The organism is Pyxidicoccus sp. M6, from assembly GCF_055568925.1.
This window is the reverse complement of the sequence record NZ_CM145714.1, coordinates 11265539-11292027: the sequence shown is the minus strand read 5'-3', so window position 1 is coordinate 11292027 and position 26489 is coordinate 11265539. Positions and strand designations below refer to the sequence as shown.

General features: G+C 70.9%; 23 protein-coding genes. 8 read left to right on the top strand and 15 right to left on the bottom strand.

All coding sequences use genetic code 11. The annotated features are described in order from the left end of the window. Positions 1-107: 107 nt before the first annotated feature. From ACVTJA_RS44295 to ACVTJA_RS44285, 3 genes are all read right to left on the bottom strand, one after another. Positions 108-890 (bottom strand): hypothetical protein, encoded by a 783-nt coding sequence (locus ACVTJA_RS44295; RefSeq protein ID WP_465829815.1) that lies wholly within the window; start codon positions 888-890, stop codon positions 108-110. A 77-nt stretch (positions 891-967) separates the two neighbouring features. Beyond that, the gene (locus ACVTJA_RS44290) at positions 968-2098 is read right to left on the bottom strand and encodes a phospholipase D-like domain-containing protein (protein WP_465829814.1); all 1131 of its coding nucleotides are present in this window, start codon (positions 2096-2098) and stop codon (positions 968-970) included. A gap of 81 nt (positions 2099-2179) precedes the next feature. After that, the gene (locus ACVTJA_RS44285) at positions 2180-2392 is read right to left on the bottom strand and encodes a hypothetical protein (protein WP_465829812.1); all 213 of its coding nucleotides are present in this window, start codon (positions 2390-2392) and stop codon (positions 2180-2182) included. Between the two features lie 196 nt (positions 2393-2588). Between ACVTJA_RS44285 and ACVTJA_RS44280 the strand changes: the two genes are divergently transcribed. Continuing rightward, positions 2589-3602, top strand: a complete 1014-nt coding sequence (locus tag ACVTJA_RS44280; RefSeq protein WP_465829811.1) for a serine/threonine-protein kinase — start codon at positions 2589-2591, stop codon at positions 3600-3602. Positions 3603-3620: 18 nt separating this feature from the next. Continuing rightward, positions 3621-3824, top strand: coding sequence for a hypothetical protein (locus ACVTJA_RS44275; protein WP_465829809.1), 204 nt, complete (start codon positions 3621-3623; stop codon positions 3822-3824). A 13-nt stretch (positions 3825-3837) separates the two neighbouring features. Here the strand turns inward: ACVTJA_RS44275 and queF are convergent, their stop codons facing one another. Beyond that, the gene (gene queF, locus ACVTJA_RS44270) at positions 3838-4200 is read right to left on the bottom strand and encodes a preQ(1) synthase (RefSeq protein WP_465829807.1); all 363 of its coding nucleotides are present in this window, start codon (positions 4198-4200) and stop codon (positions 3838-3840) included. 195 nt (positions 4201-4395) lie between these two features. Here queF and ACVTJA_RS44265 point away from each other — a divergent pair, with 195 nt between their 5' ends. Then, the gene (locus tag ACVTJA_RS44265) at positions 4396-6315 is read left to right on the top strand and encodes an ATP-binding response regulator (RefSeq protein WP_465840663.1); all 1920 of its coding nucleotides are present in this window, start codon (positions 4396-4398) and stop codon (positions 6313-6315) included. On the opposite strand, the gene ACVTJA_RS44260 is transcribed toward ACVTJA_RS44265, so the two are convergent. The 3 genes from ACVTJA_RS44260 to ACVTJA_RS44250 all read right to left on the bottom strand — a co-directional run bounded on the left by ACVTJA_RS44260 (position 6299) and on the right by ACVTJA_RS44250 (position 10436). Next, complete coding sequence (locus ACVTJA_RS44260) at positions 6299-7048, bottom strand: carbohydrate deacetylase (protein WP_465829805.1); 750 nt, start codon at positions 7046-7048, stop codon at positions 6299-6301. The two genes, ACVTJA_RS44265 and ACVTJA_RS44260, sit on opposite strands and share 17 nt — an antisense overlap. Continuing rightward, on the bottom strand, positions 7045-8046 hold the full coding sequence (locus tag ACVTJA_RS44255) for an extracellular catalytic domain type 1 short-chain-length polyhydroxyalkanoate depolymerase (RefSeq protein ID WP_465829804.1): 1002 nt from the start codon (positions 8044-8046) through the stop codon (positions 7045-7047). The genes ACVTJA_RS44260 and ACVTJA_RS44255 overlap by 4 nt, the downstream gene beginning before the upstream one ends. A 194-nt stretch (positions 8047-8240) precedes the next feature. Further along, positions 8241-10436 carry a protein kinase domain-containing protein gene (locus tag ACVTJA_RS44250; RefSeq protein WP_465840661.1) on the bottom strand — a complete coding sequence of 732 codons (2196 nt, stop codon included), beginning with the start codon at positions 10434-10436 and terminating at the stop codon, positions 8241-8243. Between the two features lie 240 nt (positions 10437-10676). Between ACVTJA_RS44250 and ACVTJA_RS44245 the strand changes: the two genes are divergently transcribed. From ACVTJA_RS44245 to ACVTJA_RS44235, 3 genes are all read left to right on the top strand, one after another. Continuing rightward, positions 10677-11135 carry a hypothetical protein gene (locus ACVTJA_RS44245; protein WP_465829802.1) on the top strand — a complete coding sequence of 153 codons (459 nt, stop codon included), beginning with the start codon at positions 10677-10679 and terminating at the stop codon, positions 11133-11135. A gap of 67 nt (positions 11136-11202) precedes the next feature. Continuing rightward, positions 11203-12489, top strand: a complete 1287-nt coding sequence (locus ACVTJA_RS44240; protein ID WP_465840659.1) for an amidohydrolase family protein — start codon at positions 11203-11205, stop codon at positions 12487-12489. A gap of 11 nt (positions 12490-12500) precedes the next feature. After that, a complete protein-coding gene (locus ACVTJA_RS44235) occupies positions 12501-13037 on the top strand; it encodes a peroxiredoxin family protein (protein ID WP_465829800.1) in 537 nt (178 codons plus the stop codon). Positions 13038-13050: 13 nt separating this feature from the next. Here the strand turns inward: ACVTJA_RS44235 and ACVTJA_RS44230 are convergent, their stop codons facing one another. The 3 genes from ACVTJA_RS44230 to ACVTJA_RS44220 form a co-directional block, all read right to left on the bottom strand. Beyond that, positions 13051-13899 carry a carbohydrate ABC transporter permease gene (locus ACVTJA_RS44230; RefSeq protein ID WP_465829798.1) on the bottom strand — a complete coding sequence of 283 codons (849 nt, stop codon included), beginning with the start codon at positions 13897-13899 and terminating at the stop codon, positions 13051-13053. A gap of 100 nt (positions 13900-13999) precedes the next feature. Beyond that, positions 14000-15448 (bottom strand): ABC transporter substrate-binding protein, encoded by a 1449-nt coding sequence (locus tag ACVTJA_RS44225; RefSeq protein ID WP_465829796.1) that lies wholly within the window; start codon positions 15446-15448, stop codon positions 14000-14002. Continuing rightward, entirely contained in the window at positions 15433-16287 is an 855-nt protein-coding gene (locus ACVTJA_RS44220) for a carbohydrate ABC transporter permease (protein WP_465829794.1), read from the bottom strand. Before ACVTJA_RS44220 ends, ACVTJA_RS44225 begins: the two co-directional genes overlap by 16 nt. 45 nt (positions 16288-16332) lie before the next feature. Here ACVTJA_RS44220 and ACVTJA_RS44215 point away from each other — a divergent pair, with 45 nt between their 5' ends. After that, positions 16333-16527, top strand: coding sequence for a hypothetical protein (locus ACVTJA_RS44215; protein WP_465829792.1), 195 nt, complete (start codon positions 16333-16335; stop codon positions 16525-16527). Between the two features lie 147 nt (positions 16528-16674). Then, complete coding sequence (gene ftsH, locus ACVTJA_RS44210) at positions 16675-18519, top strand: ATP-dependent zinc metalloprotease FtsH (RefSeq protein ID WP_465829791.1); 1845 nt, start codon at positions 16675-16677, stop codon at positions 18517-18519. Between the two features lie 131 nt (positions 18520-18650). Here ftsH and ACVTJA_RS44205 read toward each other — a convergent pair whose 3' ends face one another. The 5 genes from ACVTJA_RS44205 to ACVTJA_RS44185 all read right to left on the bottom strand — a co-directional run bounded on the left by ACVTJA_RS44205 (position 18651) and on the right by ACVTJA_RS44185 (position 26475). Then, positions 18651-19583, bottom strand: coding sequence for a M57 family metalloprotease (locus ACVTJA_RS44205; RefSeq protein ID WP_465829789.1), 933 nt, complete (start codon positions 19581-19583; stop codon positions 18651-18653). Positions 19584-19596: 13 nt separating this feature from the next. Beyond that, positions 19597-19986 (bottom strand): hypothetical protein, encoded by a 390-nt coding sequence (locus tag ACVTJA_RS44200; protein ID WP_465829787.1) that lies wholly within the window; start codon positions 19984-19986, stop codon positions 19597-19599. Positions 19987-20163: 177 nt separating this feature from the next. Beyond that, on the bottom strand, positions 20164-21564 hold the full coding sequence (locus ACVTJA_RS44195) for a sigma 54-interacting transcriptional regulator (RefSeq protein ID WP_465829785.1): 1401 nt from the start codon (positions 21562-21564) through the stop codon (positions 20164-20166). Between the two features lie 12 nt (positions 21565-21576). Continuing rightward, positions 21577-22557, bottom strand: coding sequence for an ADYC domain-containing protein (locus ACVTJA_RS44190; RefSeq protein WP_465829783.1), 981 nt, complete (start codon positions 22555-22557; stop codon positions 21577-21579). 6 nt (positions 22558-22563) lie between these two features. Next, on the bottom strand, positions 22564-26475 hold the full coding sequence (locus ACVTJA_RS44185; RefSeq protein ID WP_465829781.1) for an nSTAND1 domain-containing NTPase: 3912 nt from the start codon (positions 26473-26475) through the stop codon (positions 22564-22566). Positions 26476-26489 lie beyond the last annotated feature (14 nt).

The following is a 26489-nucleotide window of genomic DNA, read 5'->3' as shown; positions in this document are numbered from 1 at the left end:
GACCTCCGGATGGGGGCGCCTCATATAGAAGTTGATGCACAGAGAGTCCCGGATCAGGAGGGCTCCGCTCTTCGCGTAGATGCGAATCCTCGGATGGTGCTCACTCATCAAATGACTCCCAGCCTTGGCGCAATCATGCGGGGCGGTCTCAGTGGGCTCAATGCCTCTTTGTACACCTTGTCTTGAGTGCGTCCCGCCCGAGGATGTCCTGCGGGGTACAGGCGCCACGAGGGTCGTTCATCGGCGTTCGCGCAGCGAAACTTGAAGTCGTAGACGGCCAGTGCCTGGCGAGGGTCATCGGTGTGGATGACGACGTCGGGGACGATTGATCCCTTCAGATCGCTGAGGGGACCGTCCTTCAGCAAGGACTGCTCTTTCTCACGGCTCACCAGGCTCCATTTCCCCGTTTCAGCGTCATAGAGGTACCTCGGTTCCAGGCTGAAGCCTCCGGGGCGCAGCCTTCCGAGCCTGGCTTGCGCACATTTGCGAGCAACCTCGTGCATCTCCGTGCCGAGCTTCATGGCCAGGGTGACGGGACGGCCCTTCGCGTCTTGTTCGATCTCGGCTTTGCATTGCTCTTCCGTGGGAATCCTTCCCTCGAACAGCTCCAGGAGCACCTGCGAGCGGGCCAGGTCCGCACACTCCTCGAGCGCCCTTTCGAGGGCGCTCCGCTGCTCCATGAACAGCCGCAGCACCTCGGCGGTCATGGCCGCGCTCGTGGCCACCGCCTTCATGCCCGGAACGACGGCCTCTTCCCCCGCCGCAGCCGTACACAGGGCCGGCGTCTGCCGGCATCCTGCCGACGCCGAGTCGAACCGGTAGCTCCTCCGCTCCGGAGTCCCCGCGCACCCGACGAGCACGGCACAAACCACCACCCACGACAGTCGCATGTCCCCTCCCGAAGGAGCGGGACTCTACGAACCGTGCTTCCCCTCCAGAATGAGGGGAACCCGCAACCTGCGTTGCGCTACCTCCGCCGCCTGCGCCCGATGAAGCTCGCGAACCGCTCGGCGAAGCGCGCCACCGCGAGCCCCACCACATCCAGCAGCCACTGCTGCACGTGCGAGCGCCCGCAGTCCTCCAGGAACACGCGCCGCGACACCGCCAGGTGCTTCTCCAGCCACAGCGACGCCTGCGCCGACACGCGCGGCTCCTCCACCTCCACCAGCGTCTCCAGATTCACGAGCGACAGCGGGTCCAGGTTGAAGCTCCCCACCAGCAGCTTCTGCCCATCCACCAGCGCCGCCTTCGCGTGCAGCGTGGACGCCGTCCACTCGTAGATGCCCACGCCCGCGCGCAGGAAGTCGCGGTACAGCCGCATCGTCGCCGCGCGAGCGAACACGACATCACTCCGCCCCGCCAGCAGCAGCGACACCTTCACCCCGCGCCGCGCCGCCCGCTTCAGCGCCCGCACGAAGCTCATGTCCGGAAGGAAGTACGCATGAGCCAGCACCAGCTCGCGCTTCGCTCCATCAATCGCGGCCAGGTACCGCTTGCGCAGCCGGTGTCCGCCGCCGAAGCCCGACAGGAACAGGCTCACCGCTCCGGACGCCAGCGCCGAGGTCCCCGCGTGCAGCTTCGCGCCCAGCTGCCGGCAGATGTCGCCTCGCAGCTCCACCGCCAGGTCCGCCCAGCCCTGCACGTCGCCGTGGTTCGCATACGCATCCCCGATGTTGATGCCACCCAGGAACGCCACCGCGTCATCCACCAGGAGAATCTTCCGGTGGTTGCGCCACGAGCGGCCCATGCACAGCGAGGTGAGCGGGTTGTACACGCGCACCTTCGCGCCCGCGGCCTTCATCGTCTCGGTGAGGTGTCGGCTGGCCTTGATGCTGCCCCAGCCATCCACCACCACCTTCACCGTCACACCCCGGTTCGCCGCGGCCACCAGCGCGTCGACGAACTGCGCGCCAACGCCCTCGCGCTCGAAGGTGTAGACCTCCAGGTGCACCCGCTGCTTCGCGGAGGCGATGGCCTCCAGCATCCTCGGGTACGCCTCCGTCCCGCCGTCCAGCAGGGTGATGCGCTCCGCGCCGTCCTCCGAAAGGGACGGCAGCAGCGGAACGGGCAGCGGGGAGAGGGCGGCTTCGGTGCGCATGGAAGCTCCCACCCTACCGCTCCCGGAGCGCGAGCGGGACAGCCCCCGGGTGAGTCCCGGGCTGTCCCGCCTCACGCCAGGTCAGTCGTCGTGCTTGCGGGCGCCCTTGCCCTTGCCCTTGTGACGGCACTGGTCGCCGTCCCAGTACTGGCTCGGGGCGCACTCCTTTCGCTTGCTGCTGGAACTGTGCGACTTGGACGGAGACGACTGCGCCTCCTTGAGACCGCGGTGGTAGATGCAGCCCTGGAGGGAGGCGAGGGCGAGGAGGGGGACGAGGAATCGAAGGTTCTTCATGGGGGGCACGCAGGGTAGCGGACTCCTCCGTGGAGTCATCCCCCCTCGGACCCGCCTGGCCGGTGGGTGGCCACACGGCCCATCGACGGTGCGCGCATGCTCCGCTACCCTCCGCGTCGTGCCCCCCGCAGAGAAAGCCACCCGTCATCGGAAGATTGGCGCATACCGCGTGCTCGGAGAGTTGGGCCGTGGCGGTATGGCCGTCGTGTACCGCGGCCTACACGAGATGCTGCAGCGCGAGGTCGCCATCAAGGAGCTGCTCCCAGCGGGACAGCGCGACAAGGAGACGCTGTCGCGCTTCCGCCGCGAGGCGCTCGCGCTGGCCGCCTTCCGCCACCAGAACATCGTCACGCTCTACGACCTGGTCGAGAAGAACGACAGCCTCTTCATGGTGATGGAGCTGGTGGACGGGCCCACGCTGCACTCGCTCATCCGCGAGGGGCCGCTGCCGCCCGACGTCACCGGCGTCATCGCCGCGCGCATCGCCAGCGCGCTGGACCACGCGCACTTCCGTCACATCATCCACCGCGACCTCAAGCCAGCCAACGTCATGCTCACCAAGGCCGGCGAGGTGAAGCTGATGGACTTCGGCATCGCCAAGGACGTGGGCCTGGAGGCGCTCACCCAGCAGGGCATGGCCGTGGGCACGCCCTCGTACATGTCCCCGGAGCAGGTGACGGGCGCGCCGATTGATGGGCGCACCGACATCTTCTCGCTCGGCGTGCTCCTCTACGAGGCGCTCTCCGGCGCGCGGCCCTTCCACGGCAAGACGGCGGGCGAGGTCTTCGCGAAGATTCGCGACGGCAAGTTCACTCCGCTGCAGAAGGCGGCGCCCAACGTGCCCGCGCCGCTGGCGCGCATCATCCAGCGCGCCATGGAGGTGAAGCCGGAGGACCGCTTCCCGGACGCGGCCGCCATGCGGCGCGAGCTGGACGTGTTCCTCGCGCAGGAGGTGCAGGTCTCCCACGCGGCGCTGCTCGTCGCCTTCCTGCGCCACCGCAACAAGCTCACGGAGACGGAGGCGCAGCAGCTCCTGCGTCCCGGCGACCTGGACGCCGCGGTGGAGATGTTCGACGAGCCCCGCTCCAGCTCCAACGAGAACCTCAAGTGGGTCATCGTCGCCATCGCCGCGGTCATCTCCGCGGCGGGCGCGGGGCTCTACCTGAGCCAGTCGCAGTGGGCACCGCTCATCGAGCAGCTCTTCCGCTGAAGGCTTCAGGAGGCATCCATGGGACGCATCGTCACCTTCGTGCTGGGAATTGGCGTCGTCGTCGCGGCGCTCTGGTACGCGCTGTACCGGCCCTCGCACTCGGACCCCGAGGCGGCGGCCGCGCGCGGCCTGGAGAACGCGCGCAAGGCCGCCGACCGGATTGAGGGGGACATGCAGCAGCGCGCCGACGACCTGCTCAAGCAGCGCGCCGAGCAGGAGTAGGCGGCGCGGGGCTTCAGGCCTTCTTCTTCTCGTGCGTGACGGTGACGATGGTGCCGATACCGCCGCGCACGAAGAAGTCACCCACCACGGTGAGCTTGCGGGGCTGGATGGCCTTGATGATGTCGTCCGCGATGGTGTTGGTGACCTTCTCGTGGAAGGCGCCTTCGTTCCGGTAGGACCACATGTAGAGCTTGAGGCTCTTCAGCTCCACGCAGAGCTGGTCCGGCACGTAGGTAATCTTGAAGCGGGCGAAGTCCGGCTGGCCCGTCAGGGGGCACAGGCAGGTGAACTCCGGGCAGTCGAAGGCGATTTCATAATCGCGGTCGGCTGCGGGGTTGGGGAACGTCTGGATTTCCTTGGACGGCTGCGAGGGCATGACGGTGTCGTCTACCACACCGACGCTCAGTGTCATCCCGTACGTGGTTGTCGGCTTGCCGGCTGCTCTGGGAGGCATCTGTCGGCCCCCCAACGTGCCCGGCGTCCACCAGCGGGGATTCCGGGGGGAGGGCCGGTTGTCAGCCCGGGGAGGGGCTCATAATCCCCCGTGGGTCTCTCCCCCCGCCCCGTCCACATGCCGCTTCCCACCGACGTCGAAGATGCCTTCTCGTGCCTTCCGCTGGCCCTGATTCGCGTCGGGCCGGACCTTCGCGTCCAGTGGTGCGAGGAGGGCTTTGTCCACAAGACGGGCGTGGAGCTGCGCGCCGGAGGCGACCTGCTCGACGCGCTGGAGCGCGGGCGCAGCCTGGACGCGGTGGAGCGCGCCATCCGCGAGGGCCGGCCCCACACCGGCCATGTGATTACGCGCGCGCTGCGGCAGGTGCGCGTGCAGGTGCGGCCCGCGAAGGCGGGCGAGAAGCCGGGCGCCTGGCTCGTCGTGGAGCCCTCGGGTGTGGATGACGAGGGGGCCTTCTCGCAGGCGGTGCAGGAGATTGCCCGCGCGGTGGGCGAGACGCTGGAGGTGGACAGCGTGTGCGCCGCCGCGGTGGTGGCGCTGGTGCGCTGCGCGCAGGTGCGGCGCGCGGAGGTGTTCCTCTGCGAGGAGGACAGCACGGAGCTGCGCCGGGCCGCGGTGTCGGACCTCGCGGGCGCGGATGCACCGGAGGACACCTTCGACTCGGAGGATGACCCGTTCCGCCAGGCGCTGGCGACGCGGCAGGCGCAGCTCGGAATCCAGCGGGGCTACGGGGACGCCATGGGCTCCATCTTCGCCGCGGTGCCGCTGTGCGCGCCGCGCCGGACGGTGGGCCTGTTGCTGCTCTACAAGGAACAGGGCACGTCCTTCTCCGTGCGCGAGTTGGAGCTGTGGAGCGCGGCGGCGAACCAGCTCGCGGTGGCGGTGGAGAACGCGCGCCTCTTGCGCGAGGCGAAGGCGGCGCTCCAGGTGCGCGAGGAGTTCATGTCCATCGCCAGCCACGAGCTGAAGACGCCGCTCACCCCGCTGAAGCTGGGCCTGTACACCATGGAGCGGCGCATCTCCGCGGGGCAGCCGGTGGAGCTGGCCACGGTGCTCAAGTCGAAGCGGCAGGTGGACCGGCTGGCGGGGCTGGTGGACGACCTGCTGGACGCGTCGCGGCTGGATGCGGGGAAGCTGGCGCTGCACCTCGCGCCGCTGGAGGTGGGGCAGTTGGTGGCGGAGGTGGTGGACCACTTCCGCGCCGCCTTCGAGCGGCCCTTCACCGTGGAGGTGCCGCGCGAGCGCGTCTGGGTGCAGGGCGACCGCGACAGGCTGGAGCAGGTGCTCGTCAACCTGCTGGAGAACGCGCACAAGTACAGCCCCGCGGGCGAGCCCATCGCCGTCACGGTGGAGCGGCTGTCGGGCGAGGCGCGCATCCACGTGCAGGACCACGGCATCGGCATTCCGGGCGCGGACCAGTCGCAGGTGTTCCAGCGCTTCTACCGGGCGCGCAACGTGTCGCACCGCAACTTCGGCGGGCTGGGGCTGGGGCTCTTCATCAGCCACTCGATTGCGAAGCTGCACCGGGGCTCGCTGACGCTGTCCTCCTCGGAGGGGCACGGCAGCACCTTCACGGTGAGCCTGCCGCGCATGGCCGCGCACGAGGTGAAGCGGCTTCCGCGCCGGGTGCTGCTCCTGGACGAGGACCACACGCAGGAGGCGGTGGCGGAGCGTGTGTTGCTGGCGGAGGGCTTCGAGGTGCTCACCGCGCGCGACGGCGCGGAGGCGCTTCGGCGGGCCACGCACCTGCCGGTGGACCTCATCGTCCTGTCCACCAGCGCCACGCATGGGCAGGCGGGCGTCTTCCTCGAAACCTTCGCGACGCTGCCGCGCGCGCGGCCGGTGCCGATTCTCCTCGCGGGCGACGAGCGGCCCTGGTGGGCGCAGGAGGGCACCGCGCTGTGCACCCGTCCGTACCGCCCCGACGAGCTGGTGGCGCGGGTGCGCAACGTGCTGATGGTGGAGCGGCGCAGTCCCGCGACGGTGGTGGCCTCCACGGCCGACGCGCCGCAAGCGGGCGTCAGCTCCCGGGCGTGAGGACGCGGAAGTCCGCCGGGACGACGCCGGCCTTCGACAGCAGCTCGCGGGCCTTCGGGTGGAGGAAGGTCTCCAGCTCCACCTCGCGCTGGGCGGAGTAGCCGCTCTTCAATGTCTCGGGCCGGTAGCCCGGGTGGCACATCAGCTCGATGACGCCGTCCCGGGGCAGCGAGGCGAGGTGCTGCTCGAGGCGCTCCAGCGTCCAGTACGCCTCCGTGCCCGCGTCGCCGATGAAGTGCGCGTTGGTGGCCACGCCGTGGGACTCCAGCGTGCGCCGCATGCCCTCGTCGATGGAGCGCACCGGGAGCCCGGCCGAGCGCGCGGCTCGGGCGAGGCCCTCCAGCACGTGCGGGTGCTGGTGCAGATGCTTGTGCACGTCTACGTGAGTGGCGGGACGGCCGAGCAGCCCCGCGAGGCGCGCGAGCTGCGCGAAGGCCTCGGCCTCCACCACGTCCGCGGGGAGGCTGGCGGCGCGGGACTCCACGAAGCCGCCTTCGTCACCGAGCAGCGCGCGCGGGAAGCCGCTCCACACGGGCGTGCCCCGGGCGAGGTTGAGGTGCAGGCCGATGGACAGCCCCCGGGCCTCGCGCGCGGCGGCCTCGGAGAAGGGGGTGTTCACCATGAAGGTGGCCGAGGAGACGACGCCCTCGCGCATGGCGCGGAGGATGCCTCGGGTGACGGCCGGGTCGTAGCCCAGGTCGTCGGCGTTGATGATGAGGGCTCGGGCGCTCATGGGCGGGGTCTCTCCTTGAAGAAGCGCCACGCCTCGCGCGTGGCGTCCAGGTTCAACGTGCCGTGGTTGAAGTTGGGGTAGCCGGGCCATGCATGCTCGCCTCCCTGCACGGTGCACAGCGAGGCGGTGGCGCTCTCGGGCGCGCAGCCCGTGTAGGCGACGCAGGTGCTGTCCGCCTTCTGGAACGTCCGCATCGGCGTGTCGCCGCAGCCGTTGCGCTTCGCCCAGCGGCGCACCGTCTCCTCGGCGCCGGGGTAGGTGTCTCCGTAGCGGCCGAGGTTGTTGCCGCCCGCGTAGTGGATGAGGTCGTCGGCGGTGCCATGGAAGTGCAGCACCGGCACCGGGCGCGACGGCGTGCAGGGGCTGACGTTCTCCGGACCGGACACGGGAGCGACAGCGGCGAAGCGACTCGCGCGCTCGCAGGCCAGGCGATAGGTGAAGTAGCCGCCGTTGGAGAAGCCCATGGCGTAGGTGCGGTGCGTGTCCACGCACAGGCGCGTGTCCAGGTCCGCCAGCAATGCGTCCACGAAGCCCACGTCATCCACGACGCCTCGGGCCGGGAAGCAACATCCGCCGGCGTTCCAGCTCCTAGGCGAGTCCTGGGTTCCGGAGCCGCTGATTTCCGACGGGCCGAGCGCGCGCGGGTACACGGCGATGAAGCCCTCCGTGTCGGCCAGCGTGGACAGGCCGGTGAGCGTCTCCATCTTCACGTTGTCGGAGCCGAAGCCATGGAAGGCGAGCACGGCGGGCGTGGGCCGGGTGGCGTCGTAGCTGGACGGCACGTGGACGCGGAAGGCGCGCGTGCGGCCGCCGTGCTGCACCGTCCAGTCGTAGGTGCCGGGCCCCACGGTGAGGCCGGTGCAGGCAGTGCGCTCGGGGACGGGAGGCTCCTTGCCGCTGTCGACGGTTGGCTTGCTGCGGGAGTCATGGGTGGACGACGTGCACGCGGTCCCGGAGAGCAGGGCGACGAGCGCGAGGGGGAGGAGAGTGGTGCGCATGGCGGGGCGTGGGCCGGTGACGTGGTGGAGACCTGCGGATGATGCCATCCGGACAGGTGTCTTTTGTCATCCGGACTTTCCGTGGGGCATCCTGCGCCGAACGCTCGGGAGGCATTCACATGGTTCTGCGAATCGTGATGTCCGCGTCCCTCGACGTGCTGCCCAACGGTGGGTAGGTGCGCGGGCAGCGCGCGTCACTTCCCCGTCGAGCACTCCGCCGCGAGGGCCGAGGCCCGGTCGGGGAAGCGCTCCGCCAGCGCGCGCTTCACCTCGTCCACGGCGGCGGTGTTGCCGGTGTGGGCGTGGAGCTGGCAGCGGGCGGTGAGGGCGCGCGGGTCCTTCGGGGCGAGCCGGTCCGCTTCCTGGTACGCGCGCTCGGCGCCCGAGGTGTCTCCCTGCCGGAAGAGGACCGCGCCCAGGTAGTAGTGCGCCAACGACAGCCGCGCGTCCTTGCGAATCGCTCGCCGGAGGAGGCTGGCGGCCTCGTCCACGCGCTGCTGGCGGAAGCGCACGAAGCCCAGCTCCGCGAGGCACGGCGCGTCGTCGTCATTCTCGCGCGTCCACGCGGCCAGCACGGTGGCGGCCTCGTCCAGGCGACCGCTCTGCGAGAGGAGGCGGCCGTAGCGCGGCGTCACCTCGGAGGAGCGCGGCTTCAACGCGTAGGCCTTCGCCAGCGCGGCCAACGCCCCGGGCACGTCGCCCTGGCGCTCGCGCAGCTCCGCCAGCGCGAGCTGCGGACGCAGGTCCCTGGGCGCCAGCGCGGTGGCGTCGTCGATGGCGCGCTCGGCGCGCTTGCCCATGCTCAGCTCCGTGGCCGCACGCGCTTCGAGCAGGCGCGCCTCCACGTCCTTCGGGAACCGGGCGGACCAGGCACCGGCCAGCTCCAGCGCCTGCGCGAAGGCTTCCGCTTCCATCAGCAGGGCTCCGGCGCGGGCGAGCTCCGCGGCCGTCGCGCGCGCGTCGGCGCCCAGGCCGTCGAGCGCGGACACCTTCGCCTCGGCCGACGTCGCGGCCTGAGCCTTCGCCAGCCGCTCGGCGGGAGGAAGGGCAGGGCGCATGAAGTACCACGCCGCACCGCCGCCGAGCCCGCCCAGCACCAGCACCGCCGCGAGCAGGGTGCCCACTCGAGAGGACTTCTTGCCAGGCGCCGCGCCCGCCGTCACATGCGAGTCGGGAGCCGCACGCGGCTTGCCATCCCGCTGCGAACCCGCGCCCGGGTCCACGACCGTATTCGCGCCTGGAGTGCCCGTGCGCGCATGCGGCCGTGCATCCGCGTCCTGCGTGGCGGGCCAGGCCCCGGCCGTGCCCGGCTGAGACAGGGGCCGGGCCGCCACGGTACCGACACCCGCCAGGCCCGGCTGCGACAGGGGGCGGGCCATGGCCTCGGCCCGCTCGGGGGCTCCCGGTTCGCCTCCCGCGTGGCCGTACTGCGGCAGATTCGCGGACCACACGTGCTCCGGAGGCGTGCTCCCGTGCGACGGGTCCGCCATCCGCGCGCGCCGCAGCGCCTGCCGCTTCGAGTCCGTGTCCGGTGGGAAGAGTCTGTCCACGTACGCGGCGAGCTGCTCGTGCGTGGCCACCTCCGCCTCGCCGCCAATGGCCTCCATCGCGTCGATGAACGACTCGAGGCTGTCGAAGCGCGCGGCCGGGTCCCTCGCCAGCGCCGTGAGGCACACCAGCTCCAGCGCCGCCGGCACGGACGGGTCGAACGCGGTGGGCGGCTTCGGGCGCCCTTCCGCGATGCGCCCCAGCACCTCCTCCGCCGTCAGGCCCGTGAAGGGGCGCCGGCCGCAGAGCTGCTCGTAGAGCATCACGCCCGCGGCGAACAGGTCCGCGCGGTGGTCCACCGGCCGCCCGGCGATCATCTCCGGCGACATGTAGAAGAACTTCCCCTTCAGCACGCCGGGCTCGGTGCCGCTGCCGAGCGCGTCCGCCTTCGCGATGCCGAAGTCGATGACCTTCACCGCGCCATTCACGCCCACGTGGATGTTGTCCGGCGTGAAGTCGCGGTGGACGATGCGCAGCGGCCGGCCCGCCTCGTCCACGGCGCGGTGCGCGGCGTCCAGCCCGCGGCACGCATCCACCAGCACGCGCAACGTGATTCCCAGCGGCACGCGCTGGCCGTGCTCCGCGGCCTCCTGGCGCAGCTCCGCGAACGAGCGCCCTTCCAGGAGCTCCATGGCGATGAAGGGCTCCGTGCCCTCCATGCCCAGCTCCAGAATCGTGACGACGTTGGGGTGGCGCACCTGCGCGGTGATGCGCGCCTCGTTGAGGAACATCTGCACGACGCGCCGGTCCGAGGCCAGGTGCGGCATCAGCCGCTTCACCGCCACCGCCGGCCCTCGCGTCCCGTCCTCGCCGATGTGCCGCCCGAGGTACACCTCCGCCATGCCGCCTGTCGCGATGCGCGCGGACAGTCGGTAGCGGCCCACCCAGTAGGGGTTCTGCTCCAGCTCCAAGGTGTCGGCAGTCTATGTGTAGGAGCCCGTCCGCGTCCTGCTCCTGTCGCGCATCCCGGCTGCTCGCCCGCTCTTCATGACATTCCCGGACGGAACTCCCCCAGGAAACTTGCACCCTCCGGCAGTGAAGCCCAGGCTTGTGGATTCAGTGCGTCAAACGGAGGCCCGGCCATGACGGGCGCGGACCGGCTGCTGTGGCTCGTGCACGCGGCGTCCACCCTCTTCATGGTGGGCGTCATCACCGTCATCCAAATCGTCCACTACCCCCTCTTCGCCCGGGTGGGCGCCTCGGGCTTTCCTACCTACGCGGTGGAGCACGGCCGGCGAATCACCTGGGTGGTGGGCGGCCCCATGCTCGTCGAGCTGGCGACCGCCATCTGGCTCGTCTTCCGGCCCCTGCCGCCGGGCGTGCCCGCGTGGATGGCGTGGGCGGGGCTCCTGGCCGTCCTCGCCCTCTGGGCCTCCACCTTCCTCCTCCAGGTGCCCCAGCACGAGGTGCTCCGGGGCGGGTACGACCCTCGGGCGCACCGGCGGCTCGTGTCCACCAACTGGCTGCGCGCAGTGTTGTGGTCGTCACGTGGGGTGTGGGTGCTCTACCTGCTCGCTCGCGCAATGGACCGGGAGTGCTAACCTCCGGGGTCTGTCCGGCCCACGGGAGGAGGGCCCCTGACACGCACGCGCTGCGTCCGGAGGGATGTTGGGCACCGTCCTCAAGGGTGGTTACGTCGTCGAACTGGAACCCGCGCATGTGGAGCGCGTGGACTTGCGAATCGAAGGGGAGCGCATCGTCGCTCGCGGGCCGGACCTGACGCCCGCTCCGGATGACGAGGTGGTGGCCCTCTCCGGCAAGCTCGTCTTCCCGGGCCTCGTCAGCGCGCACCACCGCCTGCACGCGGTGCTCGGGCGCGGCATGCCGCACCCCGCGCTGGAGAACTACCAGGACAGCCTCGAGAAGGTGCTCTGGCCCTACGAGAGCGCGCTGGATTTGGACGCGGTGCAGGTGGCCGGCTGCGCGGGTGGGCTGGAGGCCCTCCAATGCGGCACCACCACCGTCCTCGACCTGCACTCCTCGCCCAAGGCCGTGTCGGGCTCGTTGGTGCGGCTGGCGCGCGGGCTCCATGAGGTGGGCGTGCGTGGCGTGCTGTCCTACGCCGTCTCGGACCGGCTGGGCGCGCTGGGCCGCGAGGAGGGACTCGAGGAGACCGTCTCCTTCGCGAAGAAGGCCAAGGGCCGCTTCCGAGGGCAGGTGGGCGCGGGGCCCTGCTTCACGCTGGGGCCGGACGGCCTGCAGGGCATCGCCGAGGCGCTGAAGACGCTGGGCAACGCCGGGCTGCACCTGCCGCTCGCGGAAGACCCGCTGGACGAGCGCCTCTCCACGGAGCGCTATGGCGCCTCTCCCGTGGCGCGGCTGATGGAGGCGGGCCTGTTGTCCCCCAAGAGCCAGCTGGCGCACGTGGGCCACCTGGAGTGGGCGGACCTCGCGCAGGTGATTGCCACCGGCGCGTGGATTGTGCACACGCCGCGCTCCAACCAGGGCCTGGAGGTGGGCTACGCGCCCGCGCTGAAGTTCGGCCACCGCGCCACGCTGGGTGTGGACGCCGTGTCCGCGGACCTCTTCGCGGAGGCGCAGGCGGCGTACCTGCGCTCGCGCGAGGCGGGGCAGCCCATCGACGTGCTGCGCTACCTCGCCAACGGCCACCGGCTGGCGTCCCAGATTTTCGAGGCGTCCATCGGCTCGATGCGCGAGGGCTCGCTGGCGGACCTGCTCATCCTGGACTACCTGCCGGCCACGCCGCTCACCGCGGAGAACCTCGCGTGGCACGTGGTGTTCGGCCTCGGCAGCCGCCACGTGGAGGCCGTCATGGTGGACGGCGTCTGGCGCATGTGGGCGCGCCGTCCGCTGTCCGTGAATCCCACGGTGGTGGCGGAGCAGGCCCGCGAGGCCGCCGCGGCCGTGTGGGCACGGCTCGCGGAAGCGAAGTAGTATTTCGCGCCATGCTCATTCCCGTACTCGTCGCGGGCCTCTTCAGTGGGGCCATTCCGCAAGTGGGGGACACGGCGCCGGACTTCACGGTGAAGGACACGGCCGGCAACGTGTACACCCTGTCGGAGATGGTGAAGCAGGGGCCCGTCATCGTGGCCTTCTTCCCCAAGGCCTTCACAGGTGGTTGAACCCGCGAGCTCTCGGCGTACCGGGACAGGTACTCGGACATCGAGAAGCTCCACGGCCAGGTCCTGGCCGTCAGCATGGATGACGCGGAGACGCTCGCGCGCTTCAAGGCCGAGCTGAAAGCACCGTTCCCCTTCATTCCGGACCCGAAGGGAGAGGTCGTCTCCAAGTTTGATGTGAAGATGCCGCTGCTCTCCGTGCCCAAGCGCTACACGTTCGTCATCGGCGAGGGACGGAAGATATTGAAGGTGGAGACCGGCAGCGACGCCATCGACCCGAATGGGGCGATTGTGTCGTGTCCCCTGCGCAAGCCCGGCTCGGCGGCGCCGGACGCGGGGACGCCGGACGCGGGCGCGACGTAGCGCGCGGCGGGCCTCACCCCTCGGAAGAGAGGGAGGCCCGCCACCCGCGCAGCACCCAGAGCTGCGCGGCCACCATGGCCGCGGTGACGAGGAACATCACCCACGTCATCGCGGACGCGTACCCGATGCGCAGGTACTCGAAGCCGTTCTCGTAGATGTAGAGCGGCAGGAAGGTGGTCGCGTAGCGCGGGCCGCCCTGGGTGATGACCAGCGCCGGCACGAAGGTGGTCTGAAGGCTCTCCACCACGTCGCGCGCGGCGAGCAGCGCCAGCGTCGGCGCCATCAAGGGCAGCGTCACCTTGCGGAAGACGGTGAGCGCGCTGCCTCCCTCCAGCTCGCACAACTCGTATAGCTCCTCCGGCAGCTCGCGCCGCGCGGCCAGGAGCACCACGAACACTTCGCCGAGCTGGAACACGGTGAGCGCCACCAGTGCTCCGCGCGCGCCCCACGGTGTCAACAGCCAGCCGCTGTCCGCCACGCCCGCCGCCTTCAGCGCCAGCGCCAGCGGCCCGTACAGCGGGTTGAGCAGCCACAGCCACAGCAGCGCATAGGCGATGTCCGGCACCACCGTGGGCAGGAAGACGGACGCGCGCGCCAGCCACCCGCCCCGGCGCAACAGCAGCGCCAGCCCCAGCGCCACGGCGAGCCGCAGCGGCACCGCCATGCCCGCGAAGAGCAGCGAGTTGCCCAGCGCCGTCCAGAAGAGCGGGTCGCTCCAGAGCCGGACGAAGTGCGCCGCGCCCACGAAGCGTGGGGCGCTCAGCGCGTCGTAGTCGGTGAAGGCGAAGCCCAGCGTGAGCAGCGCGGGCAGCCCCACCAGCAGCACCGCCGCCGCGAGGAACGGTGCCGCCAGCCAGAGCATGGCCTCCCTGCCGCGCGGGGCGTGTCCTCTCACGGAGCTCCAGCGTCCGGCCGCGGCGCCGAGTCGAGCCATCGCTTCCCTGCCATGCGGTGCACGTTCCTCATGGCACCCCGGCGTCCGGCCGCGGCGCCGAGTCGAGCACGCCCTGCACGGCTTCATTCAGCTCCACGCCGAGCGTGTTCACCTCGTCGCGCTGGCGCAGCAGGCGCTTCATGGAGCCGCCGGCCTCCTTTCCGGGCCGCACCTCGGCGGAGTCCGCCTGCGTCAGCTTCGTGCCCCCGGGCGGCACCGTGTAGAACCACTCCTCGACGATGGGGTCCGCGCGCGTCTCCACCTCGTTCCACACCGGCGAGTTGGGCAGCCGCCGAATCGTGGGGATGGAGTCCAGGAAGACGCGGGCCGAAGCCGGGCGCTGGTTCGGGTCCAGGAACGCCGGGCCTTCCGCCACGCTGCGCAGCGACGGCACGGTGCGCCCGCTGCGCGATAGCAGCTCCGCGCCCGTCGGGCCGAGGGCGAACTCCACGAAGCGGAAGGCGGCGTCCTTCACCTTCGACGCGCGCGACATGCAGTAGCCGTCCGAGTGCAGCACCGTGGCCTTCTGCTTGTGCCGGGGCAGCGGTGCCACGTCCCAGTCCAAATCCTTCACCTCGCGAAGCGTGGGCACCAGCCGCCGGCTGTTGAGGTGCATGCCCAGGCGCCCGGCCGCGAAGCGCGCCTCGGCGTTCTCCGACTTCGCCTCCTCCAGCGTGGGCGTCACCTTGAAGACGCGCTGCAGGCGCAGGATGTAGCGCAGCGCCTCCAGCGAAGGAGAGCTGAGCAGGTCGAGGTGGTGCGGGTCATTCACGTCGTCCACCACCTCGCCGCCGGCCTGCCAGATGAACGGCGCGAGGCGGGATAGGTTCGGGTCGAAGGCGAGCCCGTGGATGTCGGTGCGCCCGTCCTTGTCCTCGTCGCGGGTGAGGGCCTGCGCCGTCTTGCGGAAGTCGTCCCACGTCCAGTCCGGCTTCGGCTCGGGCACGTTGAGCTTCTTGAAGAGGCCGCGGTTCCAGTAGACGACGAGGCTGGAGACGTTCTGCGGGATGCACTCCAGCGTGCCCTGGTAACGGAAGGCCTCCATGGGCTGCGGGTAGAAGTCCTGCTCCTTGAGGATGGCGCTCTTCGCCAGGCGGGGACCCAGCGGCTCCAGCACGTCCTTGGCGGCGAACTGGCCGAAGCGCCGGTAGTTGAGCAGGAAGAGGTCGGGTGGCGTGCCACCGGAGAAGGCGGTGGTGAGCTTCGTCATGTGGTCCTTCTGCTTCCCAATCGGGACCAGGCGGACCTTCACGTCGGGGTTCTTCGCCTCGAAGGCGGTGATGAGCTCGCGGTAGCCGGCGACCTCCGCCGGGTCTCCGAAGAGCTGGAGCGTCACCTCGGTGGGCTGCGCGGCAGGGGCGGGGGCGCCCGCGTCGATGTCCTCCTGATGCGCCGCGGGTGCCTCGCGCTTGCAGCCGCCCAGCAACGTCATGCCCGCCAGCGCGAGCGCCGCGGTCCACCTCATCGTCCGAGCCATCCGCTCCCTCTCTCCTCGCCGAGGAACATGCGCTGCGCGCCCAGGAAGGCGAGGACGGCGGGCAGCGTGACGACGACGGCACCCGCGAGCAGCACGGGCCACTGCGTGGAGCCGAGCAGCTCCAGCGCGTGCAGCGCGAGGGGCGCGGTGAGCGCGTCCTCGCCGCTGAGGTACAGCAGCGGGTCGATGAAGTTGCTCCACGACAGCGCGAAGGCCAGCAGCGCCACCGCCGCGGTGGTGGGCTTCACCAGCGGCAGGGCGATGGAGCGCCAGAGCTGGACGGGGCCGGCGCCCTCCAGCCGCGCCGCCTCGAAGAGCTCCGCGGGCAGGCGCCGGAAGGCCACCGCGTAGAGGAGCACGAAGAGGGGACTGCCGCCCATGAGCGCCGGGGCCACCAGGGGCACGGGCGTGTTGGTGAGGCCCAGGACCTTGAAGACGGCGAAGCGCGTCAGCCACACGGCGGTGTTGGGCACCATCTCCAGGAGGAGCACCGTGCCGGCGAGCGTGCGCCACCGCCAGCCGGTGGACTGGGCCATGGCCAGTCCCGCCCAGGACGCGGTGAGCACGCTCAGGGGCACCATGAAGACGGCCAGCAGCATGGAGTTGAGGAGCGCGCGGCCGAAGGGCACCAGCGTGAAGGTGGCGGTGTACGCGGCCAGCCCCGCGTCGCTCGGGAGCAACTCCACTCCGCGCGGGGGAGGCAGGCCCGGTGGGCGCAGTGAGCCGGTGAACATCACCACCAGTGGCGCGAGGAACACCACCACCAGCACCCCGATGAGGAGCGCTCGGGACGACGAGCGGAGGAGGCGGGCGGGAGACGGCATCGCGGGCGGGCCCATTCGCGCCCACCGGGAGGCGCGCCGTCAAGCCGGGAGATGGACACGGTGTTGCCAGCAGCCATCCGGAAGCTCATCCTCCACACCGGCGCGAAGACGGGCGTGAAGGTGGAGGACCCAGCCGGCCTGCTGGAGTGGCTGGCGAAGGACCGCTGCCTCGTGACGTTCACCGACGCGAGGGACATCCAGGCCCGGGGCCCCGCGCCGCGGGCCATCCTCCGTGAGTGGATGAAGATGCTATGAAACCCACTCGGGTCCGCGCTTCCGCGCAGCAACTGCGTGGCATCAGTCGGGTCCGCAGGATTTGCACGCCATGGGCCCGCACGCGGGTCTCCCACGCCCCGGCACACCGGCTGCAATCCCGGACGTCCAACCCTGGAGGCATGTTCGATGGCGGCGAAGAAGTCCGAGACTCCGAAGTGGCGGTCCTGGATACCCATCCTCCTGCTGCTCCTGGGCATCTTCGTCATGCAGGAGATAGGGCGCTTCCGCGAGCCGCCGGCCTTCTCCTGGACGGCCTTCCGCGAGGCCGTGGCCCAGGGCCGGGTGGAGTCGGTGGTCATCACCGGCGGACGCATCCACGGTCAGCTCAAGCCGGAAGGCGACAAGCCCGGTCAAAGCTTCAGCACCGTGAAGGTGGATGACCCGGACCTGCTGAAGGAGTTGCTCGCGCACGGGGTCCGCGTGTCGGCCGAGCTGTCGGAGAACCCGTGGCTGATGACGGCCCTCTGGCTGCTGCCGCTGGGCGCGTTCCTGTGGCTGAACGCGCTGCGCGGCCGAGGCTCCGCCTCGCGAAGCGGTGGCCCCGGAGGGCTCTTCGCGGTGGGGCGGAGCAACGCGCGTGTGTACGCGGAGCGCGACATCCCGGTGCGCTTCGCCGACGTGGCGGGCGTGGACGAGGCGAAGGACGAATTGCGCGAGGTCATCGCCTTCCTCAAGACGCCGCAGAAGTACCGCCGCCTGGGCGGGAAGATTCCGAAGGGCATCCTCCTGGTGGGCCCGCCGGGCACGGGCAAGACGCTGCTGGCGAAAGCGGTGGCGGGCGAGGCCGGCGTGCCCTTCTTCAGCATCAGCGGCTCGGAGTTCGTGGAGATGTTCGTCGGCGTGGGCGCCGCGCGCGTCCGTGACTTGTTCGAGCAGGCCCAGTCCCAGGCACCCTGCATCATCTTCATCGACGAGCTGGACGCGCTGGGCAAGGCGCGCAACGCGGGGCCGGTGTCGCACGAGGAGCGGGAGCAGACGCTCAATCAGCTCCTGGTGGAGCTGGACGGCTTCGACTCGCACACCGGCGTCATCCTGATGGCCGCCACCAACCGGCCCGAAATCCTGGACCCGGCGCTGCTGCGCGCGGGCCGCTTCGACCGTCACGTGGTGGTGGACCGGCCGGACCGCGACGGACGGCTCGCGGTGCTCAAGGTCCACGCGGCGAAGGTGCCGCTGGAGGACCCGAAGGATTTGGAGCTCATCGCCGCGTCCACGGTGGGCATGGTGGGCGCGGACCTCGCCAACATCGTCAACGAGGCCGCGCTGCTGGGCGCGCGGCGCGGGAAGGAGAAGGTGGGCCGCGCGGAGCTGGAGGAGGCGGTGGAGCGCGCCGTGGCCGGCCTGGAGAAGCGCAACCGCGTCCTCAGCCCGCTGGAGCGCGAGCGCGTCGCCTTCCACGAGTTGGGACACGCGCTGATGGCGCTGGCCCTGTCCCGGGGCGGCGAGGCGGTGCGCAAGGTGTCCATCATCCCGCGCGGCGTGGCGGCGCTGGGCTACACGCTCCAGGTCCCCACCGAGGACCGCTTCCTGATGACGCGCGGCGAGCTGGAGGACCGGATTGCCGTGCTGCTCGGCGGGCGGCTGGCGGAGGAACTCATCTTCCACGAGTCCTCCACGGGCGCGCACGACGACCTTCAGAAGGCCACGGACATCGCGCGCGGCATGGTGCTCACGTATGGCATGAGCGACGCGCTGGGCCTCCTCACGCTGGACGTGGGGAAACGGTCGCTCTTCCTCGAAGGCGGAAGCGGCGGCGCGCGCGGGGAGTACAGCGAGGCCCTGGCGCAGCGCATCGACACGGAGCTGCGCGGCATCGTCGACGCGCAGGCGGAGCGCGTGCGGCACCTGCTGGCCGAGCGCGAGCCGGTGCTCCGGCACGCCGCGAAGCGGCTCCTGGAGCGCGAGGTGCTCAGCGGTGAGGAGCTGACGGCGCTGGTGAAGGAGCAGGCCCCCGCGCTGAGCGTCGCCTGAGCGCTCGAGGCTCGAAGCGAAGAAGGCGGCGCTGATGAGGGAGCAGCCCCTCACGCCGCGCGTTGCCTGGGTAACGGAAGCAAGGCAGGGCCGCGCTGGTGGTGGACACCAGCGCGGCCCGGGTGCGGCGACTACTGGAGGACGCCGATGAGCGCGGGCGCCGTGCCGTACAGCGTCTGGGCTCCGGAGTAGTCCAGGTCGGACTGCCGGTAGCCACCCGTGCCGCTGGGACGGCACTGGGGGTAGTGCATGACGGAGTTCACGTCGTACGCGTTGACGATGCGCGCGTTCGTCGCCTGCTCCGTCGTGCAGGGGTTGGCCAGCCAGATGTGCTCGTGCCGCATGCCGATGGTGTGGCCGAGCTCATGGCTGAGGATGCCGAGCAGGTCTCGTCCGCCCGACGTGGTGGTGAACGAGACGGGGTCGATGAGCAGCTCGCGCTCCGAGCGGGCGTCGTTCGGGAAGAACGCGGAGGCGTTGGCTCCGCCGAGCGACGTCTGCCGGACGTTGAAGACCACCCCGCTCGTGGCGTTGTTGCACGTCGCCGTCACCACACGGCGGTACTGCACGCCGATGCGACGGGACCACGAGTAGGTGGCCTCCTCCAGCGTGTCCACGAGCAGGTTCGCGTTCGCACCGAAGCTGGCCGTGTCCACGCAGTACGTGAGCTCCATGCGCTGGGGGTGGGTCCAGAGGGTGTCCACGCCACCGGACTGGTTCACCGTCAGGGGCTGCCCGGTGGTGCCGAGCCCGCCCTGCGAGCGCGCGGCCTGGTTCTGGCGGGACCAGGCCATCTCGTTCTCGTAGAAGGCCCGCGCGGCGGCCGCGTCCTTCACGAGGATGTCCTGGTCGATGATGAGCCGGCCGTCGTCGAGCACATGGGCCTCGGCGAGGAACTGCTCGAACGTCTTCGGCTGGATGTCTTCGGAGGGCGCCGTCGGTGCGGACGCGCTCTCCGCGGGCTCATCCACCGGCTGGCAGCCGGGGGCGGCGAGGGCTGCGAGCCCCAGGAGCAACGCGCGGGCGGCGCCTGGGGCCGCCCTGGGGAGTCGGTTTCGAGTCATGGCTGCCCACCGACTAGAACGTGATCTGAACGGCCTTGATGTAGCAGACGCCCGACACGGGCTCGTACGCCACCCACACCGGACGGCCCGCGAGCCCCGCCGCGTTGAGCGTCTCGACAATCTCCTGGAAGTTCGTGCGCGCCCGGGCCAGACGGAGCGTGGAGCTGCCGCCGCAGATGTCCGTGCCCGACGAGTTCGGCCACGTCGAGCGGATGGTGCCGTCCGGGTTCTTGAACTTCACGTACACCTCGTTGTCGCTGGCCTGGTTGACGTCGGAGACCTTCAGGCCGCCGTAGGACCAGGGGAAGTAGCTGTCCGTCGGCGTGGCGTGGGCCACGGCGGCTCCCAGCAGACCGGAGACCACGAGCGCGGAGGTGACGGCCGACAGCTTGAAGCGGTTCATCGTTATTTCCTTTCCGAGCACTGCGTTGAGCCTGCGTTGCTTGCGAGCAGGTGCCCGGTGCTTGTGCAACCGCGTGGCCAGGAAAATCCGATGTCATCTCCAGCGTTTGGCGGGCTGTCCCGCCGCTGTCCCGCTCGGGCGGGCCCCTGTCCCACTCCGCGTGGGACACAGGGCCGCTCACGAGCGCGACGCGCGCAGCGGCAGCACCGGGGAGGCGGCGTCCTCACCCGCCTGTCGTGCCGCCTCGACGTCGAGACCCAGCCGCTCCGCCCAGCGGTAGACCTGGCGCCGGTCCTTCCCGAAGAAGAGCGCGGCGCGGGCGACGTTGCCCTGCTCACGGACGAGCACCTGCCAGAGCTCCTCGCGCGAGGGCACCCTGTCCCTTCCGACAGCGGCCTCCAGCAGCGGCGCGGGTGGCGAGGTGTCGTCGTTCGCGGCGGGGAACTCGCGGTCGCGGAGCAGCCCCGCGATGGATGCGGGAAGGTGGTGGCGCTGCAGCATGCCGCCGTTGGCCCGGGCCGCGGCCGCGCCCAGGCACTGCTCCACCTCGCGGACGTTCAGCGGCCAGTCATGCAGCAGCAGCGCCTCCGCCGCGCTCGCGCTCATCATGGACGGAGACCCCGCGCGCTCCAGGGCGAGGCGCGCGAAGGGGAGGATGTCCTCCCTCCGCCGCCGCAGCGGGGGAAGCTCCATCGTCCAGCCGGAGAGCCGGGCCAGCAGGTCCGCCCGGAACAGCCCCTGCTCGACGGCGCGGAAGAGGGCGTGGTGCGTGGCCGCGATGATGCGGACGTCGACGGTGGTGGCCTCCGCCGAGCCCACCGCGCGCACCTCGCCCTTGCTGAGCGCGCGCAGGAGCTTGGGCTGGAGCGCGAGCGGCATGTCGCCCACCTCGTCCAGGAAGAGCGTCCCCCGGTGGGCCGCGCGGAAGACGCCCTCGGAGGAGCGCACCGCGCCGGTGAAGGAGCCGGCGACGTGGCCGAACAACTCGCTCTCCGCGAGCTCGGCGGAGATGGCGCTGCAATTCACGGGAATGAAGCGGCCCGTGCGCCCGCTCTGCCGATGAAGCTCCTCCGCCACGCGCTCCTTGCCCGTGCCCGTCTCTCCGAGCACCAGCACCGAGAGCGACCGTGGCGCCACGAGCGAGATGTCGCCCCGGATGCGCTGCATCTGGAGGCTCGGGCCGCGCACGCCGGCGCTCTCGGCGAGCAGCGTGGCGCCGGGCGGAAGCTGCATCCGCTCGAAGAGCAGGAGCGAGCCGCCCACCCGGAGCACGTCTCCGTCGCGCAGCGGCACCCGGTCGATGCGCGCGCCGTTGACGAACGTCCCGTTCCGGCTGCCCAGGTCCACGAGGCACCAGCGCCCGTCGTCCTGCTCGCACTGGAGCTGCGCATGGCGCCGGGAGGCGTAGTCGTCCTGGAGGGCGATGTACCCCGCGTCATCCCCCTCCCGGCCCAGCTCGTAGAGCGTGCCACCCAGGGAGATGACGGCTCCGCGCCTGCGCCCGTGGACGACCACGAGCCGGCAGATGGTGTGCTCGCGCTGCGGGGACTCATCGCTCCCGTCGAACGTCTCGCGCATGGCGCTGGGTCCCTACTGGCCGACGGTGCCGCCATCGAGGAGCTGGGGCGTGGACTCGTTGACGAGCAGCACCTGGGGATTCGTGAAGGCGACCGCGGCGGAGTCGCAGCTTGCGTTGAGCTCGATGCGCGACGTGCAGCGGTTGTCGTGTATCTGCTCCTTCACCTCCGCCCACCGGCGGTGGTTGAAGCAGGCGGCGCCGTTGACGGTCCATCCGGCCTCGAACTGCATGCCGGCGTCGGCCGCCGTCTGGACGGGGGGCGTCAGTCCATCCGCGACGTTGATGAGCGTTCCGGTGCGCGTGAAGGAGCGGCCGTCGCCGCAGTAGTCCGCCCGCGCCATCCGTGTGCATGCCTGGTGCGCGGGAGCGAGCCCTCCATCGCGCTCCCACGGCCGGTAGCCCCAGCGGTAGCACTTGGCGATGACGCCCTCGGCGCAACTGAAGGTGATGAGGTCCGGGTCGTCATGGTGCTTGCCCAGCGTGTCCCACCAGCCCGCAACGGCAAGCGCGGCGGGCCTTCCGAACGCGTCCGGTGCGCACAGCGACGACACGCCGCCGTCGGTGGGCTCGCGCAGCTCGTAGAGGAACGTGGAGTTGTCCGAGGCGCGGCCGAGCTCGGGCCACACCTGCGCCAGCTGCACGCGCCGGCTCGTTTCGTTCGACAGCTCCGCCACCACGCTCGCGCCCGCGAGCTGCGTTCCGCGCAGGAGGACACGTCCGGCGCCGGCCACGAGCTCGCCCCGCTGCAGGGAGGCGAACGTGGCCCTGGTGCCGCCGGGGAGCACGAGGGTGGACAGCCGGAAGCCCCGCACGGTGATGCCGGTGCCCTCCGTCCCCTGCATGTTCACCCCCTGCATGTTCACGCCTTGGAGCTGAATCAGGCCCTGCTCCGAGCTCTCCTCCAGGGGCTCGGGAGTCGCGGAAGGTGTGGGCCCGCAGGCAGCCAGCACGGTGAGTGTGAGCCAGGACACGTACACGAGTGGCGTATTCACGTCCCTCTAACGAACGACGGGGAAAATCTTCCCGCAGACGCGCAGGCCGAGGAGCACGTCGCGTTGCCTCGGCTCGCTGGCCTCGTGGTTGGTCAGCCGGCTGGAGAGCTGCTCATGGTAGGAGGAGCCCCCACGCATGATGGGCTGGGACGGGTCGCCATCCGCGTGCGTGAGCTCCCAGACGTTGCCGGCCATGTCCTCCAGCCCGAAGGGGCTGCGTGACGCGGAATGGCTGCCCACCTCGTCGGGGCCGAAGGCCTCCGCCACGCGGCCATAGGTGACGTCATGGTTGAAGTCGTCCTCGGACACCTCCTCGCTCGCGGGGTAGGACCTGCCGTCCGCGCCGCGTGCCGCTCGCTCCCACTCCGCGTCACCGCAGAGACGGGCTCCCGGGACGCGGCCCGTGGAGGACAGCCAGGCGACATAGGCCTGCGCGTCCTCGAAGGAGATGGACGACACAGGGAACTTCAGCCAGTCCTGCTCGGCCCGGCGGGTACGGCCGAGGTAGCGGATGGGGCTTCCGGACTCGGCCGAGTACCGGTGCTGCGTCACCTGGAAGGACAGTCTCCAGCGATTCGGCGCCAGCCGCTTCAGGCCGAGGCTGTTCTGGCGAATCAGTCCCTTCGAGCCCGGCGTGCGCCGCGCGCGCTCCTCGGGAGGCAGGGCCTCCAGGTAGGCCAGCCAGTCCGCGAATGTGACCTCGTGCCGCGCAATCCAGTACGCCTCCGTCGCGCGCTCGTGGATGGGAGGCGCGGCGAGGAAGAACCGGCGGAGCCCTTCGTCGTCCGCGCTGCCCTGGAGGAAGGTGCCGGCGGGGATGTAGACGAACCCCTCGGGCGCCTCGGAGCGCGCGGGCAGGGGGACGCGGAGGGAGTATTCCTTCCCGGCCTTGAGCACCACGGGCAGCCTCACTTCGACACGGCCCGGGGACTGCAACGTGAAGACGATGGAGCCGGCCTTCAGCGGCACATCGCGCAAGGACGAGGCGAGGCCTTCCTGCTCGGTGCGTGTCTCGTAGTGGCCGCCCACACGGAGGTACCGCTCCACGCGGACCTGCGCGCCGGGAGGCTCCGTCTCGACGGTGACGCGGGCCGGTGCTTCGAGCCGCCGCCGTTGCTCACCGTCGAGGTCATGGGCGGTGAGCTGTGTGAGGAACGCGTCGACGGGCGCATGCGGGTCGTGCTCCAGCGCCGACTCGATGCGGTCCGCCAGCAGCCGGGCGAGCCGCTTGTGCAGCTCAGGGGAGGATGGGTCCACCTCGAGCGCCCGCTCGAAGGCGGACTCCGCCTGACGGAAGGCCAGCTCGGTCCGGCGTGAGGCTTCGAGCGCGGTGAGCCACTTCGCCTCTCCGCCCGAGGTGTCGTTGGCGTCGAAGCGCGCGTAGGCCTCCTGGCGCGCGGCGTGGCTGGCCTGCGCGTGCGCTTCCGCCTCGGCGAGGGAGGCCAGCGCCACCTGGAGATGGACGTGCTGCGCCTGCAACCTGTCGTAGCGGCCCTTTCCGGCGGAGAGCAGCGCGAGCAGCAATGCCGCCGGCAGCCCCCAGACGAGCAACAGACGCTGGACCCGCCGGCGTGCGCGCGCGCGTTGCGATGCGCGGAGGAAATCGGCTTCGAGCGTGCCCCACGAGGCGTCCGGTTCCTCGGAGACCTCCCTCAATTGCTTGTTGCCCAGGAGCGCATCCGCGGCGCGGCCGAGCCGCTCCCATTCCCGTGCTGCGCGCTGGACGCGCTCCAGCAGCGCCCGGCGCCGCTCGTCACCGTGCAGCCAGTCACGCAGCGTCGCCCAGTTCGTGATGAGCGCCTCGTGCGCCAGCGCGTAGCTGTCCTCCTCCAGTGCGCCGCCTGAAGCGCTCCGCGCGACGACGAGCCGCCCCCGCACCAGTGCTTCGAGCGCCTGGCGTGAGGCGGGACTCCCCTGCGTCAGCTCGACGCTGGAGCGCCGCGAGCGGGTGCCCTCCGCGGTGACGAGCGACAGCAGGATGCTCTTCGCCGCCTCGCGCTGCGACGGAGGAAGTCCTTCGAGAACGCTGTCCGCATGGCGGGCGAGGCATCCCTCCACACCGCCGAGTGCCGCGAGCGCCTGCTCGGGGATGATGCGTGCGTCCTGCTTTCGCGAGTCCCACAGCTCGGCGAGGGCGAATTGCAGGAGCGGAAGCGCGCCGCTCTCCCGCGCGGACTCGACGAGCCTGTCCACCATCGCCTCGGACTCGAAGCGAAAGCCCTTCGCCTCCGCCGGACGGACGATGACCTCTCGCAGTGCGGACGAGGACAGGGGCCGCAGCCAGAAGAGGGCGCGGCCCATGGCGTCACCCAGCACGGGCAGCGCGGCGAGCCGCGAGAGGAAGGCGCTGCGCACGGTGGCGACGAGCCGGAGCCCCTGTGTTTCGAGGCACAGCGCCGCGAGCGCACGTGCCGCGGCCTCCGCCTCTTCGGGAGCGGCGAGTGTCACCAGCTCCTCCAGCGCGTCCACGACGAGCACGAGGCCGGACCTGCCATGGCGCCGCGGGAGCTGTTGGTCCGCCTCAGCGGGAGGCTGCTGGAGCTGCTGAGACACTCCACTTGGAGTCTGACGGAGCTGTCTGCCCACTTCAGCGGGCGTATGCCGGAGTGATTCCTGAACCGCCGCCTCGGACTGACCGAGCACCGGCGCGAGCACCTCGGCGAGCGCGGACACGGGGCGGCTTCCCGGGTTGAGCGTGAGCATCAACGGCTGCAGCGTTCCCCACGCACCACCCGCGAGCGCGGGCCCCAGCCCCGCATGGCAGAGCGATGTCTTCCCCACGCCCGAGTCACCGGCGATGAGGACGAACGGCTCCGAGCGCAGCAACTCGCAGAGCCGGGTGATTTCGTTGCTCCGGCCGAAGTAGATGGCCTGGTGCTCCGCCTCGAACGGGCGCAGACCGCGGTACGGATTCCCCTCTGGCACGGCCCACACCTGACGGGGCCTCGCGAGCTGCTCCAACGCTTGAAGCAGTGCGTCCCCCGACTCGAAGCGCAGAGCAGGCTCTCGTGACAGGCACTGCTGCACGAGCGCGGCGAGGCGCGGGTCGATGCCTGGCGCGCGCTCCATGAGCACGGGCGCATCCTCGACCTGGATGATGCGCGGAAGCTCCTCCATGCGGAGGTGCGCGAACGGCGCCGTCCCCGTACACAGCTCGAAGACGAGCGCGCCGAAGGCATGGACATCCGTGCGCTGCGAGGCGGGCTGTCCGCGCCACAGCTCCGGAGCCATGTAGAGCGGCGTGCCCACGACGGCCGGTGCTGGCCGTGACCACTCCCTGTCGGACTCGTCACGCGCGGGGCGGGGCGGCAGCAGCCGATGCGAAGCCGCCAGCGTGCTTCCTCCCCGCACCGCGCCATCGAGGTTCGCGGGATGCGTGGCATGTGCCGGCCCCAGCACATCGACATCCGGCTCCTCGTCGTCCGCGAGCTGCGCGAGCCCGAAGTCGAGCAGCTTGACGGTGCCGTCCTCCGTGAGGAACACGTTGGCGGGCTTGATGTCCCGGTGAAGGACGCCCTGTCGGTGGGCCGCGGCCAGTCCGCGCGCGAGCCCTACCGCCAGCTCCAACGCGCGCTCCCACGGGAGCGGCATCGGCAACCGGTCCAGCGACTGCCCTCGCAGGTACTCGGAGACGAAGTACGGGCGGCCGGAGACCTCGCCGGTGCGGAAGACGGAGACGACGTTCGGATGCTGCACCCGCGCAATCGCGCGCGCCTCCTGCCGGAGCCACTCGCGCCGGTGTGGCGAGAGCGGGTTGCGCTCGCGCGAGATGAACTTGATGGCGACCGGGCGCTCCAACAGCGTGTCCTGGGCCAGGAAGACCTCACCCATGGCCCCGCGTCCCAGCAGCCGGACGAGGCGGTACTCCTCGAAGGCCGCGGGCACGCCATCGGGAGGGAGCACCGCCTCGGACGACATCGCTTCTGCCCCTC